Source organism: Janthinobacterium sp. NKUCC06_STL (assembly GCF_019345455.1).
GTDB lineage: Bacteria > Pseudomonadota > Gammaproteobacteria > Burkholderiales > Burkholderiaceae_D > Janthinobacterium > Janthinobacterium rivuli.
In genome coordinates, this window is the sequence record NZ_JAHKQY010000006.1 from 326,620 (window position 1) to 344,977 (window position 18,358).

Sequence of the window (18,358 nt, forward strand, 5' to 3'; positions counted from 1 at the left end):
GTCGCATGCGCGTGAAATAATTCCTCGTACACGGCGTCGCCCACCTGGCTTGAGCCTGCCAGCGCCAGCATGGGCAAGGCCAGCCATTCACCGAGCACGGGCATGTGGCCCTTGGCATACAGCGGCAGGCAGACTGCTTGCATGGCCGCCACATTCGCCGCCATCAGGGCCGGATCATCGCCCGTGCCGGAGCGATACGGGCCGGCAACGAGGATCTGCATGCCCCGCTTCACCGGCATCAGTTGCAATTGCGCATGCTGCAGCAGCATGATGGTCTTGCCGTCGCAGATGCGGCCATCGGCCACCATGCGCATGGCCTGCGCCAGGGGCAGCTCCAGTACTTCGATGTCTTCGCCCTCGTGCGCCAGGCCGCCGCCGTCGCCGATGCGGCTGGCCGGGTCGTACTCAGCGACAAAGAAATGCAAACGCTCCGTCACGGAACCGGGACTCATGAAGGCTTCGAAGACCTTGTGCACTTGTCCCACCCGGTAACCGGTTTCCTCTTCCACCTCGGCGCGGATGCGCTGCTCCGCGCTGGCCTCTTCCAGCAAGCCGGCCGCCGCTTCGATCAGGAAACCATCATGGCCGTCGCGGTAGGTGGGAAAGCGGAACTGGCGGATCAGGATCACCGTGCGTTGGACTTTGTTGTAGAGCAGGATGGTGGCGCCATCGCCGCGGTCATAGGTTTCCCGCGTCTGCGTCTGCCATTCGCCATCGTGACGCAGGTAGTCGAACGTGGTCTTTTGCAACAGATACCAGTCGTGCGACAGGGTCTGCACGCCCTGGATGCGCACCCGTTCCTGCTTGCTGTTTTCTTCGCGCATAGTGTCTCCTTGTGCTTGCATGTACTTGCCTTCGCCGACTTTATCATGCAAACTCGTGCAATATCAAGAAAATACAAGAAAAACCATGCTAACACATCAACGCAAACAATACCTGCTGGACTTGCTCCAGCGCGAAGGCCAGATCGTCGCCAGGGCCGTCAGCGATAGCCTGGGCTTGTCGGAAGACACGATACGGCGCGACCTGCGCGAACTGGCAAAAGATGGGTTGTTGGAGCGCGTGCATGGCGGCGCCCTGCCCTTGCTGCCGCGCTCGCCCGCGCTGGCGCCGTTTGCGGGACGCGAACAGATTTCTTCCGAAGCCAAGCCCGCCATCGGCCGCGCGGCGGGCGCCATGATACAAACGGGACAAGTGGTGTTCCTCGATGGCGGCACGACCGCCGTGCAGCTGGCGCGCCAGCTGCCGCGCGACTTGCGCGCCACCATCGTCACGCACAGTCCATCAATTGCCGTCGAACTGGTGCATCATCCATCGATCGAGGTGCTGATGCTGGGCGGGCGCCTGTACAAGCACTCGATCGTGGGCGTCGGCGCCGCCACCGTGGAAGCCATCGGCCGCATCCGCGCCGACTTGTATTTCATGGGCGTGTCCAGCCTGCATCCGCAAGCGGGCATCACCACCGGCGATTATGAAGAAGCGTGCGTAAAACGCGCGCTGAGCGACGCGTCAAACCGCACCGTCGTGCTGGCCTCGCCGGAAAAGTTCAACACGGCTTCGCCGTTCCAAATCGCGCCCTTGAGCCAGGTCAACGATATCATCGTGCACCGCGACGTGGACGATGCCCTGCTCGCACCCTACCGCGAGATGGGGATCACCATCACACTGGCATGAAAAAAGCGGCCCGCAGGCCGCTTTCGAATGACATCTTACTGCGGCCAAATTACTGCGGCCAGATCGCCTGCAGCACGGCCGCCAGGTGATAGCCGCCCTCGATCAGCTGCTGCTTCGCCAGCGCCGAGCTGGGCACGGGATAATTGTCCGGCACCGTCAAGCTCCAGACGTTGTAGACATCGCCCTTGCGACTGGTCTGCTGCGTGGCCGGGCCGGCCACCACGTCCGTGAAAGCAACCTTCGACGCCGCCAGCGAGGCATCGGCCCACTGATACGGCCAGGTGGCAGGGTCGCCGCTGTTGGCGCTCACTACCGGCGCGCTGGCGATCACGGTGCGGGCGAACTGCTGCGGCGTGCGCGTGCTCAGGCGGCGCATCGCGTAATCGACCACGGTCGTATCCCAGTACGAATGCAGGGGCTTGGTGGGCGATTTCGGATAGCTGCTGGCGGGCTTGGCCGCGCCATCCTCGGCCGGCAGCGGCGCAGGAATCACGGCATCGGACAAGGCCGTCATCTTCGCATCGTCAAGCAGCAAGTCGTTGCCGCCGCGTGCATTGAAAATGCCGACGTCATCGATCTGCGCCTGCGTGGCGGGCACGAAAAACTGGCCATCCTTGCCGAGAAACGCATTGCCCACATGCAGCGGCTGGTGGATATCGCCCACCAGATGCGTGATCAGGATCAGTGCTTCGCGCTGGCTGAAGCCGTGCGGATTGCTGGCCGCATCAGCCTTACCTTGCAATACCAGGATCGCCTGCTTGAGCGTTTGCACGATATCGTCGTCGGCCGTGCCCACGCCATGGTCATGGTAGTGCGCGTTCTGGAAAGGCACGTTCGTGTAGTGGTATTCGCCATGCTTGGGGTTCGCCGCGACATAGGTCAGCATTTCCGGTGTTTGCGGGCCGCAATACGTGCCCTTCACGCAATCGGGCCAGTTGGCGATCTTTTCCAGGCTTTCGCCCGGCAGCAGCAATTTGGCCACTTGCGCCTGGGCCGCACTGCCCTTGAGCAATTGATCGGCGATGGCGCCCACGGCGCGGTGGCCGTCATTGCCCCAAGCCAGCACATTGCCGGAGGTGAAAGCGGCGCCCAGCGCCAGCACGCTCAGCAGTTTTTTCATGTTCACTATTACTCCTTGCCTTGCGGCGCGGCCTTGGCCGGCTTTGGATACTGCTTGTTGATATCGATAGGCTGCGCATACGCCGAGCTCCACGTCTGCTCATGCAGCGCGGCAATGCGCTGTGCCATCTGTTCGTTGCGCAGCACCACTTCCAAGTTGCGCGAGAGGTCGAAATAACCACCGGCCCAGTTGCTGGTGCCGACCCAAGCCAGCTTGCCGTCGATGCTCATGGTCTTGCTGTGGATCACGCGCGCGAACGGGATGAAACCGGTCGACGCCGCGGGAATCGTCACGATACGGATTTCCACGTTCGGCACCAGGGCCAGGCTTTTCAGGTAGGCAATGGCCGGCGCTTCCGTGTTCCAGCTTGACACCATCAGCTTGATTTTCACGCCACGCTGGGCGGCGGCGCGCACGGCATTGTCGATCACGGCGTAGTACGGCCGCGTGCGGTTGGGGCCGTAGGACAGCGGCGCGTAGTCGAGCAACTGGATGCGCACTTCGTTTTTCGCTTCGGCCAGCAAGGCGGGCAAGCCCGTTTCCGAGTCGCCCACGCCAGCTGGGTTGTAGGCATTCGGGCTGGCCAGCAGGAAAGCGTTTTGCGCGTAATTGGCCGGCACCACCTTGCTGTTAAGTACGGTGGCGCGGCTGCCTTGCGACGTCAATGCCTGGGCTTGCCAATCCTGCTCGAAGATCGCCTGCACCTGACCAACCATGGCGGCTTCCGTGATCTTCAAGCCCGTCTCATGGATGTGCTCGAACGAGCGCCAGTCGAAATTCTGGCTGCCGATGTACGCCACCTGGCCATCGACGGCCAGGTATTTGGCGTGCACGATGCCGTTGCCCGTGACTTTATTGAAATCGATCAGGCGCAAGTCCAGGTTGGGAATCGCCTTGATCTGCGCGATGGTGGCCGCTTCCGACAAGCCCACGCCCTTCTGGTCCAGCAGGAAGCGGATCTTCACGCCGCGCTGGCCGGCGGCCGTCAGGCTGGCCAGCACCTTTTCAAAAGCCGTGCCCGGTTTGCTGACGGCATAGAACTGGGCGATGACGATCTCTTTCTTGGCCGAATCAAACAGCTCGCTCCACACGGCAACAGGCTCGCGCAGGTCGGGATTCGTCAGGCTGGTTTCCACGGGCGAGGTGTGCACGAGCTCAAAGCCGGGAATGGTGAAATCCGCGTGGGCCGTGCCCGCGAACAGGGTAGTGACGAGCAGGGAAACAAATAAACGACGCATGGTTTTTCCTTGTAAATTATTTGACGCGCACGATGCGGCCGGCCGCCGTGGCGCTGCCAGCCGGCTTGCCGGCACGGGCTCGGTCGATCAGGTAATTGCTGAAGGCGTCGATGTCGCGCACGCCCGTGTCGAGCCGGCGCGTGCCGGCCGCCAGCACGGTGAAGCGGTCGCCGCCGCCGGCCAGAAAACTGTTGGCGGCGACTCTGTATTGTTGATTGTCATCAAGGGGAATGCCATTCAGCATGATGCTGCCCGGCAGCACGCGCTGCCCCTGCGGCTTGGTGCTGTCCCAGCGATAAGTAAAACCGTCGGACACTTGCAGCAGATTGCCCTCGCCGGCCTCTGCACCCGGCCATTGCTGCTCGAGCAAGGTACGGATTTGCGCGCCGGAAAGACTCACGACGATCAGGGTATTGCCGAACGGGACAACTGCCTGGTTCTGGCCCACGTTCGTCATCAGGTCGGCGCCCGCTTCCAGGTCCTTGCGGATACCGCCATTGTTCATCAAACCGATTTGCGCACCGGCAGCGCGCGCGCCGAACAGAGTGCTGTCAGCCACCAGGTCGCCCAGCGGGGAAGCGCCGCCGCCCTTGGTGCTGCGGCCCACGTTCGGCACGGCGATGGCGGCCACGGGACGCGACAATTCCGCCGCACTGCGCTGCTTGACCGATTCCAGGTAGGCTGCGACGGCCGGGTCCGGCTCATACATGCCTGGCAGCATGACGACATTTTGCGCGCTGGCATCAACGACGGCATTCTTGACGGGATCAACCTTGAGCTTGATGCGCGTCAACATGTGACCGCCCATCTGTGCTTGCGTCACGAGGCGGCCATCGACACGGCACAGATAACCCTGGTGCGAATGGCCGCTGATGACCAATTGAATCGCCGGGTCGAGGCGCTTCACCACGTCGACCACTTCGCCCTTCAAATGGCTGCAGTCGGCCTGGTCGACGGCTTCCTTCGTCTCGCCGCCCTGGTGCAGCAGAACGACGAACACGCCCACGCCTTGCGCGCGCAGTTGCGGCAAGGTGGCGTTGATGGCGTCCGCCTCATCGCCGAACTGCAAGCCGGCAATGCCGGCGGCCGTCACCACGGACGGTGTATCTTTCAATACGGCACCAATCAGGCCCACCTTGACGCCATGCGCCTCTTCGATGCGGTAGGCCGGCAGCAGGGGCTTGCCCGTTTGCGTATCGATGACATTGGCCGCCATATAGGTGTAGCTGGCGCCCTTGAAGTCCGGCGTAAACTTGCACGCCTTGTCGGCGCGCGACGATTCGCAGCCACCGTGCTGCTGGCGCAGCAATTCCGCCTTGCCCTGGTCGAATTCGTGGTTGCCGACAGAACTGGCCTTCATGCCCAGCATGTTCATGGCCACGATGCTCGGCTCGTCCGCCCACAGCGCCGACATGGCGGGGCTGGCACCGACCAGGTCGCCATTGCCGACGAAAATCAGCTGCGCATCTTCGCGCCGCCATGCGGTGAGGGCGCCGGACAAGGTATCGATGCCGCCAGCCTGCACCGTCTTGCGCTCGGCATCGGCAACGCTCGTGTAGCTAAATTTGCTGCGGTCGAGATTGCCGTGAAAATCGTTCAGGGCAACCAGGTTGATGTCGACGGGCGCCACGGGATGGGTGGCGCAACCGGACATGGCGGCGGCGATGGCCACCGCGATCAGGGATAAGGGCAGTGTTTTCATAGGCTTCGCAGCATAGCGCAAGGGCCGGGATACGGCATTGCGCAAACGGGTTAAACAAGGTCCGGCTGCACAACACCGGCAGAAAAGAAAAACGGGCCCTGAGGCCCGTTGCAACACATCGCGCGCAGCCTGGCCTGCAGGCTGCGCGTCAGCGCCGATTAGATATCGATCGACAGGGTGACCGATACGAAGCGTGGTGCGCCCAGGTAGTAACGCTGGGTATCAACGGCCGTCGTCACACCAGCGATAGGCTGGGTATTTTTAACGGTGGTCGAGGACGGATTGCGGTACTGCTTGTCCGTGATGTTACTCAGGTTAAACGTCAGTTTAGGACGCTTGATGTAACCGAAGTTGGCAAAGGTGTAGCCGCCATCGATACCGAAGGTGGTGTAGCCTGGTGCCGTTTCATCATTGACCATCGATGCTTGCTGCTGGCCGGTGGCGCGCGCTTTCACGCGGGTCCAGAACGAACCATTCTGGTATTCGATCGACAGGCCGGCTTTCTTCTTCGGCGTGTTGATCATTTCCTTGCCAGCCGTTGGCAGGTACACATTCGTCGCGGACAGCATGTCGTCCTTGATCTTGCTGTTATTGAAACCCAGCGAACCGTACATTGCCCAGCCATTGATCGGCGTATTGCCGATTTCAAATTCCAGGCCCTTGTTGCTGACGCGGCCCACGTTGGTGTAGCTGCTCGCCTGCGTGATTGGATCGAAGGTGGTTGCCTGGCGATCCTTGAAGTCGACGAAGAACGCCGTTACCGAAGCGATGAACTTGTCATCCTGGTGGCGATAGCCGATATCGGTGTTCCACGACGATTCTTGTTTCACATCACCAACAAAGTTGGCGACGCCATTGACCACTTTCACGCTGGTGCCGATGTTGCCAAACACGAAATTAGGTGGTGCTTTGACGTTCTTGGCGACCGAAATGAACACTTGATCGTCGTTGGTGATGCGATAACGGGCACCCAGTTGCGGCAGCAGGGTGTTGTATTTCTTGATCAGGTTGTACGGCTTGACGTTGTTGTTTTCGTCGCCGTAGTTGGTGAAGTCACGCTTCACGTTAGGGCTGCGCACGCCGATATTGATCTTCAGCTTGTCATCATTCAGGCTGATCGTGTCTTGCAGGAAGAACTGATAGGCGGTCGAAATCGACATCCAGTTGCGGCTTTGCGCTGGCGTGCCATCCGGGCGCAGGATCTGGCCGTTTTGCAGCCAAGGATCTTGCGAGATACCATCATTGCTCAATGCCAGCATCGGGCCCGTTTGCTGATGGCGAGCGCGCTCGTACCAGAAACCACCGAGCACATCGTGGTTACCCGACGACCAGTTCAGCGACGCGGTCACACCTGGACGGAAGGTCTTGGTGACGCTGGCGTTGGCGACCAGGATGGTATCGAGGGTATCGCCGTCGCCGTTCAAGTCCACGCCGCTATTGCGCAGGCCGGTGGTCGCGTCATAGAAAGCTTTTTCCGACTGGGCACGCTGTTGCACGCCACCGTTACCGTAGCCGTACCAGATGTATGGCAGTACTTTCAGATCCAAGTTCTCGTTCAGGCGGAACTTTGCCGTGGCCGAAGCGATGGCATTCTTGAATGGATTGATGCCCAGTTTATAGAAGGCTGGCGACTGGGTACTTTCCTTTTGTTCCACACCTTTTACCGGCTTCAGATGGCCCTTGAAAGTATCAGCATAGTCGAAGTTATAACCGTTCTTGTTGATTTCAGCCAAGGTCAGGTTATTGATGTTGTTGTTCATCGCCTCGTTGTACAGCAAGGTGGCGTGAATATAGTTGAAGCGATCCCAGTCGTAGTTGATACCGGCGTCGATATGGTCGCGCTTGGCGCCGCCCTTGCCTTTCCATTTGTCGGCTTCAGCATGCGAAGCGGACACGAACATCTTGGTGCGCTTGTCCGAGAACAGGCCGGTGTCGACGCGCACGAAGGTTTTCTTCATGTTCAGTTGACCGAAGGTCTGCATCATGCGCAGGCGGTGCTTGTCTTCAGGATTGCAGGTATTGATACCAAAGTTGCCGCCGGTAGCGCCCACTTGTGGCGAATCGGCATCGGTCGAACCCTGGGTCACGGTTTGCGAGCAGGTATTTTCCTGGTCGACATATTCTTGTGGGTAGATGGCAAAACTACCGGAGTCATTCACCGGCACGCCATTGATCGTGGCGCCGATCTGGTCGGAGTTAAAACCGCGCAGTGTCAGGCCGCCGCCGAACAGGCCGGTTGCATCGTAGTTGTAGCTATTAACAGCTGGCAACATCTCCAGGGCTTCGTACGCATTGCCCGTTGGACGCTGCTTTTCCAGTTCTTCTGCCGTAATCGTGCTGCGTGCTTTTGGCGCATCTTCCGTCACCATCAGGCCCATACCGGTTTTTTTCGCGGTAATGACCACTTTTGTGGCTTCGTCAGCACTTTGCGCATGCGCAGTAGAGATGCCGAAGCAAGCCAGTTGGCATGCCACTGCGATCATACTTAGTCGCAATTTTGGTTGTTGAATGAACTGCATTTGAACCCCCTAGAGTGTGTTGTAACTTACAAGATTTTGACTTGCTTATATTGTGGTGAAACACGGAAACTATCCAACTAGACACGGCAGTATAAAGATCGAATATTTCAAATCCGTTACACGGATATGACCGCAATGTGACAGGAGCCGCTAGACATCCTGAATTGTCACAAAAGCGATAGCAAAAATGACTTATTCAACTCTTCGCCGTCCAACTATGCATTAAGGTCTGTAGGCTGACAAATACGTTTTTTTTTAATAATTTATATATAAAAAATATAAATCACCGCTGGAAGCCGCATTTTTTGTATCAACCGAGCAAGCTCACCTCATCGGGGCGAAATTATAGATGAGCGGCAACACTTGGAAATTGTTTCAGAAAATAATTGCAAGAAAGCACTACCAGCGCATCATTTTTTGTCGTAAAGACACAACAAAATGGATAAAAGGAGGGTTTTGTAACTATGAAGATCAGGAGCTTACGCGACCGCTAGTTGCGGTCGCGTAGCAGGCAGGAGGGATGAAATACTTTTACGGTTTTACAACAGTTGCTTTGCGATCACTATTTGCGATCAAGGCTTCAAAACGGGTGAAACGGGCATCGAGTGCTTTCAGCAAGCGTTGCTTGTCCGCTTCCGCCAAAAACGAATAACGCAGGCTGTTGTAGGACAGCTTTTTGATTTCCGCATAATCGGTCTTGTACTGGCTGGCAAACAGCACGTATTCATTCGACAAGGTATTGCGCGAAACGCCCGCGTCATCGGTGGAAATGACGAAGGGCACGCCATACTTGCGGTACAGGGTGATCGGATGTGCCTGCCCCTTGATACCAAGAATGTAATCGTTGCTGGTCAGGTTCACTTCCACGGGAATGTTACGCTCGCGCATTTTCTGCATGGTCGCCAGCGCATTGTTTTCGTACGCGATATCCATGCCGTGGCCGATACGGTCGGCGCCCGCCACATCGACGGCTTCGGCGATATGGAACGTCATGCCTTCCGGCGGCACCATGCCCAGCGCCAGTTCGCCGGCGTGCAGGGCGATCTTGACGTTCGGATACTTAGCCTTGAGGAATTTGAACATTTCCATGTGCAGGCTGTAGTCGCGCATGGATACGTTCACGCTTTCCTGGCCCACGATGTTCACGCCCACCAGCAGCGGATTCAGGCTCGCTGCCTTGAAGGCGGCCACCATGGACGAGAACACTTGCGATGGCGACAGGAAACGCAGCACATACGCCTGGTAGCGCATGGTGAAATTCGCATCGTCGATGCCGGCGCTGCTGGCGTTGACGTTGTCGTTGTAGGCGGTGATGCTTTTCTGGAAGCTGGCGTCTTGCTCCAGGTTTTGCGTCCAGTTGGCCAGCACCGCTTGCAACGCCGCCGGCTGCAAGCCCGGCGCCAGCACTTGCTGGTCGAACTGCGCATTTTGCACGAATGGCGACAGTTCGAAAATCGTCTCGATGTAGCTGAGGTTTTCCGCGATGGCGCGCTGCTTCAGGGTTTTCAGGCCATCGGCCGTGTTGCTCGACGCGACGGGGCCGAAGTAGCCGAAGGTGTCAAAAAAAGTACGGTCCGGCGGCGTCTGGATGGCGCCGTGGTTATAGAAATCCTTGGTCGACCAGCGCTGCAGCAATTCCGCATACAGGCCCGCGTCGGCAAATACTTCCGTGGACGACAGGCAGCCACGCTGCAAGGCCGGCTTGGCGCGCTCGGCCGCGACGACATCCTTGTTGCTTTCGATGCGATAAGTCGTCTTGTTGACGCAATAGTTTTCCTTGTCGACCCACTCAAGAAATTGCTCGGCGTAAATGGCGCCCGAGTAATGATGATGCAGATCACCGCCCTTGGGCATCATGGAAAAGAACAGGCTCAGCTCGGCTGTCTTCGGCTGGGTGCCCGAGACCAGGGCGGCAAAATGGCGCGCGGTGGCCGCTTCGTTGGAAGACGGGGTGGGCACGGCCTTGGCGGCCTGCGCCGTTCCGGTCAATGCCAGCGCGGCGCCAAGCGCCAGGCCAGTGAGTTTCTTGTGCATTCGCGTTCTCGCTCAGGATAAATCGTATGGAACAACGGGTAGGTCAGCCCTGCCCCCGCACATGCACGCATTGCCCGCCCGAATAGGTGGCGGCAACGGCACGGTCGTCGCCCAGCAGCGCAAAGGCAAACAGCAATTCCTCCAGGCTTTGACAGCCAGCCGTGCGGCGCTCGAGCAGCGGCGTCGATTGCTTGTCGAGCACAATAAAATCCGCTTCCGTGCCTGCCGTGAAATTGCCCAGCGTGCCTTCCAGTTGCATGGCGCGCGCGGCGCCCAGAGTCGCCAGGTAAAACATGCGCAAAGCGGGCAGATAACTGCCTTTCAAGCGTGCTACTTTATAGGCTTCGTTCATGGTTTGCAACATCGAGAACGAGGTGCCGCCGCCCACATCCGTCGCCAGCGACAGCAGCACTTTCGCCGCATCGGCCCGCTCGAAATCGAACAGGCCGCTACCGAGAAACAGGTTTGACGTAGGACAAATGGCGGCCGCCGACGACGTTTCCGCCATGCGCGCGCGGTCGCGCTCGTCGAGCCAGATGCAGTGGCCAAACATGGCGCGCGGGCGCAGCATCCCGTACTGGTCATACACATCGAGGTAGCTGCGCGCCTGCGGGTGCAGTTCGCGCACCCAGCGGCATTCATCCTCGTTTTCCGACACGTGCGTCTGCAAGTACGTGTCCGGATAAGCGCGCGCCAGCTCGCCCGCCAGATGCATCTGTTCATTCGTCGACGTCGGCACGAAACGCGGCGTGATCGCATACAGCGAGCGGCCGCGCTTGTGCCAGCGCTGGATCAGCTCCTCGCTGTCGCGCGCGCCGGACTCGGCCGTGTCGCGCAGGAACTCGGGACAATTGCGGTCCATCATGACCTTGCCCGCCACCATGCGCAAACCGCGCGCCTCGCTGGCGCCGAAGAAGGCATCGACCGACTGCGGATGCACGCTTCCATACACCATGGCCGTCGTGGTGCCGCAGCGCAGCAGCTCATCGAGGAAAAACTCGGCGACGTTGCGCGCATGTTCAGGATTTTCAAACGCGCGCTCGGTGGGGAAGGTGTACGTTTCCAGCCACGGCAGCAAACCGGGCGCGGGCGAGGCGATCATTTCCGTCTGCGGGAAGTGCAAATGGGTATCGATGAAACCTGGCACGATCAGCTTGCCCCGGTAATCGATGATCTCGGTGCCGGGCGGCAAAGTCGGTTGCAACTGCGCATAATCGCCGGCGGCCACGACCTTGCCATCGGCCACGATCAGCAAGCCATCCGCATGCCAGGCGTGCGCCTCCTCGCTAAAGGCGGGATCGGCGTGGAAGTGCAGCAAGCTGGCACGGTAAGCTTGCAATGTAGCAGGAACAATCGGCATGACTTCTTTCTATAACGGGTGAATGGCGGCGCGTGCTTGGCGGCGCGGTGGCGCGCCGGCAGAGGCCAGCCGCAGCGGTGTGGCCAGGGCGGCGGCAGCCGCTTCCTCCCACACCATCAGTAATTGACAGGCAACGGAGGCGGCGATTACGGCCGGCGCCTTGTTGCGGATGCCGGGCATGCCGATCGGGCACACCATGGCGGCGATGCGCTCATCCGGCACGCCGCGCGCCTGCAGGCGGTGCTCGAACTGCTTGCGTTTCGTGTGCGAACCGATCAAGCCGAACCAGCCCGCATCCTCGCGCTCCATGATGGCTTGCGTCAAGCGTTGATCGAGCGCATGGCTATGCGTCATGACAAGAAAACTGCCGCCCGGCGGCGCCATGGCGACAAACTCCTCGGGCGTATCGGTGGCGGCGATGCGCACATTATCGGGTAGTTGCGCGGGAAACATGTCTTCGCGTTCATCGACCCAGGTGATAGTGCAGGGCAAGTGGGCCAGCGCGCGCACGATGGCGGCGCCCACGTGGCCGGCGCCGAACAAGGTCAGGTGCGCGCGCGGCGCCAGGCATGGGTCGACCAGCCAGCGCCGCCCTTCGCTGCCCTGCGCCACATGGGTTGCGCGCTCGCGGGAAAACGTGTCGGGTGCCTGTTCGCCAGTGCCGGCGATGAAGCGACCGGCAACATCGAACAGGGCCGAGGCGGGTTCCCCGTCGAGCGCCGTCAAACGCCAGCTGTCTTGCTGACGGCGTTCGCGCAAGGCGGCCAGCAATGCACGCAGGCTGGCATCGACATATTCAAAAGCCAGGTGAACGACGCCACCGCAGCATTGCCCCAGACTGGGACCCAGCGCGAAACGTTCGAGCCGCGCATGGGTATCTGCCGTCGCCAGCATGGTCTTGGCGATTTCCACGGCGCGCAATTCCAGGTGGCCTCCGCCGATAGTGTCCATTTGACCATCGAGCGTGACGCGCATCTTCGCCCCCGCCTCGCGCGGTCCGGAACCTTCCACCAGGGCGACCGTCACCAGCACGGATGTCTGCGTGTCATTCTCGATTGCTGTCAGCCAGTCGCTCATCCGCTGCTCCTAGGCGCCGGCATGCGCCGCTTGCACGGCCATGACCGCCTTGAGGATTTCCTCGCTGGTGGCAGGCGCATTCAACGGTGGCTGCACGGCATGATGGCCCACGCTGGAAATGGCGTCGCGGATGGCAAAGAACACGGAAAACGGCAGCAACAGCGGTGGCTCGCCCACGGCTTTCGAACGGTGGATGCTGTCTTCCACATTGCGGTTCTGGAACAGGTTCACACGGAAGTCTTCCGGGCAATCGGAAATGCCGGGAATTTTATACGTCGATGGCGCGTGCGTCATCAGCTTGCCCGCCGCATTCCACCACAGCTGCTCCGTCGTCAGCCAGCCCATGCCCTGGATAAATGCGCCTTCCACTTGACCCAGATCAATCGCGGGATTGAGCGACTGGCCCGCATCGTACAAGGCATCGGCGCGCAGCAACTTCCATTCACCGGTCAAGGTATCGACCACCACTTCGGCCACGGCCGCGCCATACGCATAATACGAAAACGGATGCCCCGTCATCGTCTTTGCATCCCACGATAAACCCGGTGTGGCATAAAAACCGTCCGACCACAGTTGCACACGAGCCAGATACGCCTTCTGCACCAACTCGGCAAATGGCACGGCATGGCCATTCACGTGGATATGGTTGTCGAAGAAACGCACGGACGCCGCTTCACCGCCGTACAGTTTGACCGCGTAATCGGCCAGGCGTTCACGGATCTGGCGCGCCGCATCCTGCGCCGCCTTGCCGTTCAGGTCGGCACCGGTGGACGCCGCCGTGGCCGACGTGTTCGCCACCTTGCTGGTGTCGGTGGCCGTGGCCCGCACGCGCTCCAGGTCCAGGCCCAGCTCGTGCGCCACGACTTGCATGACCTTGGTATTGATGCCCTGCCCCATTTCCGTGCCGCCATGGTTGACCAAGACGGAACCATCCACATACACGTGCACGAGAGCACCGGCCTGGTTAAGATGCGTGACGTTGAAGGCGATGCCGAATTTCAAGGGCGTGAATGCCAAGCCCTTTTTCAGGATGGGGCTGGCCTCGTTGAACGCATCGATGGCGCGGCGGCGCGCCCGGTAATCGCTGCTCTCTTCCAGTTCAGCAACGATCTCATGAATGACGTTGTCGACGATGGTCTGCCCGTACGGCGTGACGTTGCGCCCTTCCGCATCGTTGCGGCCGTAGAAATTGAGCAGGCGGATATCGAGCGCATCGCGTTGCAAGTGGCGGGCGATTTCATCGATCACGTACTCGATGGCAATGGCGCCCTGCGGCCCGCCAAAGCCGCGGAAAGCCGTGTTCGACTGCGTGTTCGTCTTGCCGCAGGCGGCGCGGATGTCCACATCGGACAAATAATAGGTGTTGTCGAAGTGGCAGACGGCGCGCGTGGCGACGGGGCCGGACAAGTCGGCCGAGTAGCCGGCGCGCGTGGTCATGTCGACCTTGGCGGCGAGGATGCGGCCATCGTCGTCGTAGCCCACTTCGTACTCATAATAAAAACAGTGGCGCTTGCCCGTCACCAGCATGTCGTCGTCGCGGTCGGCGCGCAATTTCACGGGACGCTTCAGTTTCGCCGCCGCAATCGATGCGGCCGCCGCCCACAGGGCCGACTGCGATTCCTTGCCGCCGAAACCGCCACCCATGCGCCGGCATTCGACGGTGATGTTGTGCGAATGCACGCCCAGCGCATGCGCCACCACGTGCTGCATCTCGCTCGGATGCTGGGTCGAACACAGCACCAGCATGCCCTGCGCTTCCTTCGGAATCGCGTAGGAAATCTGTCCTTCCAGATAAAACTGTTCCTGCCCGCCCACATACAGCTGCCCCTTGACCACGTGCGGCGCGCCCTCGAACGCGGCCTGGTAATTGCCGCGCGTCAGCTGCATTGGCGGCAACACATACGATTGCGCGGCCTTGGCCGCTTGCGGCGTCATGATCGCGGGCAATTCCTCGTACGACACCTGCGCCAGGCGCGCGGCGCGGCGCGCATGGTCATGCGTATCGGCCACCACGATGAAGATGGGCTGGCCCACGTATTGCACCAGTTCCGCAGCCAGGATGGGATCGTCATGGATGATGGGGCCGCAATCGTTGGTGCCGGGAATGTCGTGTGCCGTGTAGACGGCAATGACACCCTGCGCACTGCGCACGGCCGACAAATCCATGGCCGTGATGCGCGCGTGCGGCTTTTGCGACAGGCCCAGCGCTGCGTGCAAGGTACCCTGTAATTCGGCGATATCGTCCGTGTACGTGGCTTGCCCCAGCACATGCAATTGCGCCGATTCATGCGGGCTGGGCTTGCCCACGGCGGCCCAGGTGGCCGCTTGCAATTCAGGCGTGGCAGGATGGTTCATGCTGGTCCTTTCAGGCGCGGCAAGCGTAGGCGTTGACGGCGGTGCGTTGCAAAGGCGCACCGGGGCGTGTTTCCAGCCAGAAGCGGCGCAACAGGTTTTGCGCCGTCGTCATGCGGTAGGTATTCGACGCGCGCATGTCGGACAGGGGCGCGTAATCGTCGGCCAGTAAGCGCATGGCGATGAGCAGATTGTCTTCCGTCCACGCCTGTCCGCGCAAAAACGCTTCCGTTTGCGCGGCGCGCTGCGGCGTGGCCGCCATGCCGCCAAAAGCGATGCGCGCATCGACGATGCGCTCGCCATCGAGTTCAAAGGCAAACGCGGCGCACACGGCCGAAATATCCTGGTCAAAGCGTTTCGCCAGTTTATACGTGCGGAAATGTACGTCGGCACGCGGCAAGGGCACGCGCACGGCTTCGACGAATTCTCCGGGTTGCAAATCTTTCTTTTGGTAAGCCAGATAGAAGTTTTCCAGCGGCATGATCCGCTGGCCACCTGGACCGTGCAACACGATCTCGCTGCCCAGCGCAATCAGCCATGGCATCGAGTCGCCGATGGGCGAGCCATTCGCCACATTGCCGCCCAAAGTGCCGGCGTTGCGGATTGGCAAGGAGGCAAAGCGTTGCCACAGTTCCGACAGCTCATCAGAATAATGCTGGCACAGCGCCGCATAGGCATCGTTGAGGCTGGCACCGGCGCCGATGTGCAGCTTGCCATCGTCCACGGCGATGGTTTTCAGCGCCGCAACGTTGCCCAGATAAATAATGTCGCCCAAGTCGCGCAGCTGCTTGGTCACCCACAAGCCGATATCGGTGGAGCCGGCCAGCAGACACGCTTGCGGCTTTTCCGCGCGCAGCGCCACCAGTTCCTCGACGGTGCGCGGCGCGTGGAAGTGCTGGCCGCCATGTTCATACGTAGTCAGGCTGCTACGCTGCAGCGCCTGCAATTGCACACGCAACGCATCGCGGTCGAACATGACGTGCGGCAATTCGCCCATGCGTTTGGCGGCATCGATGATGGGCCGGTAACCGGTGCAGCGGCACAGATTGCCCGACAGGCTGTCGTCGATTTCGCAGCGCGTGGGCGTCTCGCCGTTTTTTTTCAGATACATGCCCCACAAGGACATGACAAAACCGGGTGTGCAAAAACCGCACTGGGAACCGTGGCACTCGACCATCGCCTGTTGCACCGGGTGCAAGGCGCCGTCGGGTTGCTGCAAGTCTTCCACGGAAAACAGGGCCTTGCCATCAAGGGTGGGCGTAAGCTGGATGCAGGCGTTGACGGCCTTCATCTCGACCTGGCCATCGACCAGGCTGCCAATGACCACCGTGCAGGCGCCGCAATCGCCCTCGGCGCAGCCCTCCTTGGTGCCCGTGCAATGCAAGTCCTCGCGCAGGTGCTGCAACACAGTCTGCGTAAGGGCGGCGTCGCGTACTTCCTGTACGGCACCACGGTAGTAAAAGCGGATAGGTTCTGACATGCTGGCCTCGGTATAGTCCCAGTATAGGAGATTAACACCGGCATATGAGACAACTATATGCAAAGACTGATTTTACTTATCATCTTATCTCAATAGAACTCAGTCCTGGAATGGATGCGTCGCATGCCAATGTTCGGCGATATCGATGCGGCGCGTGATCCATACCTGCTCATGGCCCTGCACATAGTCGAGGAAGCGCGCCAGCGCCGCGGCCCGTCCAGGCCGTCCCACCAGGCGGCAATGCAAGCCCACCGACAGCATCTTCGGCTGATTCAAGCCGTTCGGATCGCCTTCCGCGTACAGCACATCAAAGGCATCCTTCAGATAGTCAAAAAACTGCGTGCCCGAATTAAAGCCTTGCATGGCGGCAAAGCGCATATCGTTCGTATCCAGGGTATAGGGCACGATCAGTTGCGGCTGCACGGCCGGCATGCCGGCGGCATCCGTGTACGCCACCTTGTCCCAGAATGGCAGGTCGTCTCCGTAATAATCGGCGTCATAGCGGAAACCGCCATGCTCGACCACCAGTTTGCGCGTATTCGGCGAATCGCGCCCGGTATACCAGCCTTGCGGGGCGGAACCCGTCAATTCGCGAATGATCTGCACGGCTTCGCGCATGTGTTCGCGTTCCGTCGCCTCGTCCATGTTTTGGTAGGAAATCCAGCGCAAGCCATGGCAGGCGATTTCATGCCCCAATTGCTGGAAGGCGGCCACCGCCTCCGGATTGCGTTTCAAGGCCATCGATACGCCGAAGACCGTCAGCGGCAGGCGCCGCTCCTCGAACATGCGCAGCAAGCGCCACAGCCCGGCGCGCGAACCGTATTCATAAATCGACTCCATGCTCAGATGGCGCGCGGGAAAGGCGGCCGCACCGATCATTTCCGATAAAAACGTTTCCGACGCGGGATCGCCATGCAGCACGCTGTTTTCCGCCCCCTCCTCGTAATTGAGGACGAATTGCAGCGCGATGCGGGCCTTGCCCGGCCATAGCGGATGGGGTGGCGTGCGGCCATAGCCGATCAAGTCGCGTGGATAATCTTCGTAATTGTTCATGCGGAGGCGCACCTATAGGAGGACAATGTTGGCTATATGCCCAATCATATAGCCAGGCGCAGTCGTCGGTATATGATTTGCACGATAAGTACATTCACTCACCCTATATACAGGATAGCAAATGGGAAAACTCAGCACGCATGTACTCGATATCGCCCACGGCAGGCCAGGAGCCGGCGTCAAGGTTGCCCTGTTTTCAGTCGCGCCGGAAGGAAAAGTGCTATTGAAGATGGATATGACGAACAGCGACGGCCGCTGCAGCACGCCATTGCTGGAGGGCGAGAGCATGAAAGCGGGCCAATATGAGCTGGTGTTCAATGCAGGCGACTATTTCGCCGCCCAGGGGGTGGAATTGCCATCGCCCCGCTTCATTGACCTGGTGACGCTGGCCTTCGGTATTGCGCATACCGATGAGAATTACCACGTGCCGCTGGTGGTGTCGCCCTGGTCGTATTCGACTTATCGCGGCAGCTGATATTTTCCCCAACGCCTGAACAGCCGGGGTCAGACCCCCTCGCCCGTTAGCGATGACTTTTGCGTTGGCGGCATTGAGGGTCTGACCCCAGCCTTCGCTTGGAGTTAACGTTAAAACCACCAGACGTAAAAAAACCCCACCATTGCTGGCGGGGTTTTTCTCTTACTGCGAATAACAAGCCTGACGATAACCTACTTTCACACTGGTTGCAGCACTATCATCGGCGCAAAGTTGTTTCACGGTCCTGTTCGGGATGGGAAGGGGTGGGACCAAC

12 protein-coding genes and 1 pseudogene are annotated in these 18,358 nt (G+C 60.0%); 2 read left to right on the plus strand and 11 right to left on the minus strand.

Going from position 1 to position 18,358, the window contains the following annotated elements; genetic code table 11:
• Window positions 1-239: 239 nt before the first annotated feature.
• Window positions 240-824: pseudogene (locus KO539_RS30290) on the minus strand (NUDIX domain-containing protein); the annotation flags it as partial.
• Window positions 825-909: 85 nt separating this feature from the next.
• Between KO539_RS30290 and KO539_RS20250 the strand changes: the two are divergent.
• Window positions 910-1,674, plus strand: coding sequence for a DeoR/GlpR family DNA-binding transcription regulator (locus KO539_RS20250; protein WP_219311183.1), 765 nt, complete (start codon window positions 910-912; stop codon window positions 1,672-1,674).
• A gap of 49 nt (window positions 1,675-1,723) precedes the next feature.
• Here the strand turns inward: KO539_RS20250 and KO539_RS20255 are convergent, their stop codons facing one another.
• From KO539_RS20255 to puuE, 10 genes are all read right to left on the minus strand, one after another.
• Window positions 1,724-2,794, minus strand: coding sequence for a S1/P1 nuclease (locus KO539_RS20255; protein ID WP_219311185.1), 1,071 nt, complete (start codon window positions 2,792-2,794; stop codon window positions 1,724-1,726).
• A gap of 8 nt (window positions 2,795-2,802) precedes the next feature.
• Entirely contained in the window at window positions 2,803-4,032 is a 1,230-nt protein-coding gene (locus tag KO539_RS20260; RefSeq protein WP_219311187.1) for a phospholipase D-like domain-containing protein, read from the minus strand.
• A gap of 16 nt (window positions 4,033-4,048) precedes the next feature.
• Complete coding sequence (locus KO539_RS20265) at window positions 4,049-5,734, minus strand: bifunctional UDP-sugar hydrolase/5'-nucleotidase (protein ID WP_257626366.1); 1,686 nt, start codon at window positions 5,732-5,734, stop codon at window positions 4,049-4,051.
• A 158-nt stretch (window positions 5,735-5,892) separates the two neighbouring features.
• The gene (locus tag KO539_RS20270; protein ID WP_257626367.1) at window positions 5,893-8,112 is read right to left on the minus strand and encodes a TonB-dependent receptor; all 2,220 of its coding nucleotides are present in this window, start codon (window positions 8,110-8,112) and stop codon (window positions 5,893-5,895) included.
• A 672-nt stretch (window positions 8,113-8,784) separates the two neighbouring features.
• Window positions 8,785-10,287, minus strand: a complete 1,503-nt coding sequence (locus KO539_RS20275; protein ID WP_219311191.1) for an adenosine deaminase — start codon at window positions 10,285-10,287, stop codon at window positions 8,785-8,787.
• 43 nt (window positions 10,288-10,330) lie between these two features.
• Window positions 10,331-11,647, minus strand: coding sequence for a guanine deaminase (gene guaD, locus KO539_RS20280; RefSeq protein ID WP_219311193.1), 1,317 nt, complete (start codon window positions 11,645-11,647; stop codon window positions 10,331-10,333).
• A 9-nt stretch (window positions 11,648-11,656) separates the two neighbouring features.
• Window positions 11,657-12,724 carry a xanthine dehydrogenase accessory protein XdhC gene (gene xdhC / locus KO539_RS20285; RefSeq protein ID WP_219311195.1) on the minus strand — a complete coding sequence of 356 codons (1,068 nt, stop codon included), beginning with the start codon at window positions 12,722-12,724 and terminating at the stop codon, window positions 11,657-11,659.
• 9 nt (window positions 12,725-12,733) lie between these two features.
• The gene (gene xdhB, locus KO539_RS20290) at window positions 12,734-15,079 is read right to left on the minus strand and encodes a xanthine dehydrogenase molybdopterin binding subunit (protein WP_219311197.1); all 2,346 of its coding nucleotides are present in this window, start codon (window positions 15,077-15,079) and stop codon (window positions 12,734-12,736) included.
• Between the two features lie 10 nt (window positions 15,080-15,089).
• Window positions 15,090-16,556, minus strand: a complete 1,467-nt coding sequence (gene xdhA / locus KO539_RS20295) for a xanthine dehydrogenase small subunit (protein WP_219311199.1) — start codon at window positions 16,554-16,556, stop codon at window positions 15,090-15,092.
• 99 nt (window positions 16,557-16,655) lie between these two features.
• Entirely contained in the window at window positions 16,656-17,609 is a 954-nt protein-coding gene (gene puuE, locus KO539_RS20300; RefSeq protein ID WP_219311201.1) for an allantoinase PuuE, read from the minus strand.
• A gap of 121 nt (window positions 17,610-17,730) precedes the next feature.
• On the opposite strand from puuE, the gene uraH reads away from it, so the two are divergent.
• Window positions 17,731-18,084 (plus strand): hydroxyisourate hydrolase, encoded by a 354-nt coding sequence (uraH, locus tag KO539_RS20305; protein ID WP_070303439.1) that lies wholly within the window; start codon window positions 17,731-17,733, stop codon window positions 18,082-18,084.
• Window positions 18,085-18,358: the final 274 nt, after the last annotated feature.

Excerpts from the sequence above, each read along its gene's own strand:
- KO539_RS20270 (WP_257626367.1), bottom strand. The coding sequence starts at position 8,112 with ATGGGCCTGATGGTGACGGAAGATGCGCCAAAAGCACGCAGCACGATT.
- uraH (WP_070303439.1), top strand. The coding sequence starts at position 17,731 with ATGGGAAAACTCAGCACGCATGTACTCGATATCGCCCACGGCAGGCCA.
- xdhC (WP_219311195.1), bottom strand. The coding sequence starts at position 12,724 with ATGAGCGACTGGCTGACAGCAATCGAGAATGACACGCAGACATCCGTG.
- KO539_RS20265 (WP_257626366.1), bottom strand. The coding sequence starts at position 5,734 with ATGAAAACACTGCCCTTATCCCTGATCGCGGTGGCCATCGCCGCCGCC.
- KO539_RS20255 (WP_219311185.1), bottom strand. The coding sequence starts at position 2,794 with ATGAAAAAACTGCTGAGCGTGCTGGCGCTGGGCGCCGCTTTCACCTCC.
- puuE (WP_219311201.1), bottom strand. The coding sequence starts at position 17,609 with ATGAACAATTACGAAGATTATCCACGCGACTTGATCGGCTATGGCCGC.
- xdhB (WP_219311197.1), bottom strand. The coding sequence starts at position 15,079 with ATGAACCATCCTGCCACGCCTGAATTGCAAGCGGCCACCTGGGCCGCC.
- KO539_RS20250 (WP_219311183.1), top strand. The coding sequence starts at position 910 with ATGCTAACACATCAACGCAAACAATACCTGCTGGACTTGCTCCAGCGC.
- guaD (WP_219311193.1), bottom strand. The coding sequence starts at position 11,647 with ATGCCGATTGTTCCTGCTACATTGCAAGCTTACCGTGCCAGCTTGCTG.
- KO539_RS20260 (WP_219311187.1), bottom strand. The coding sequence starts at position 4,032 with ATGCGTCGTTTATTTGTTTCCCTGCTCGTCACTACCCTGTTCGCGGGC.
- xdhA (WP_219311199.1), bottom strand. The coding sequence starts at position 16,556 with ATGTCAGAACCTATCCGCTTTTACTACCGTGGTGCCGTACAGGAAGTA.
- KO539_RS20275 (WP_219311191.1), bottom strand. The coding sequence starts at position 10,287 with ATGCACAAGAAACTCACTGGCCTGGCGCTTGGCGCCGCGCTGGCATTG.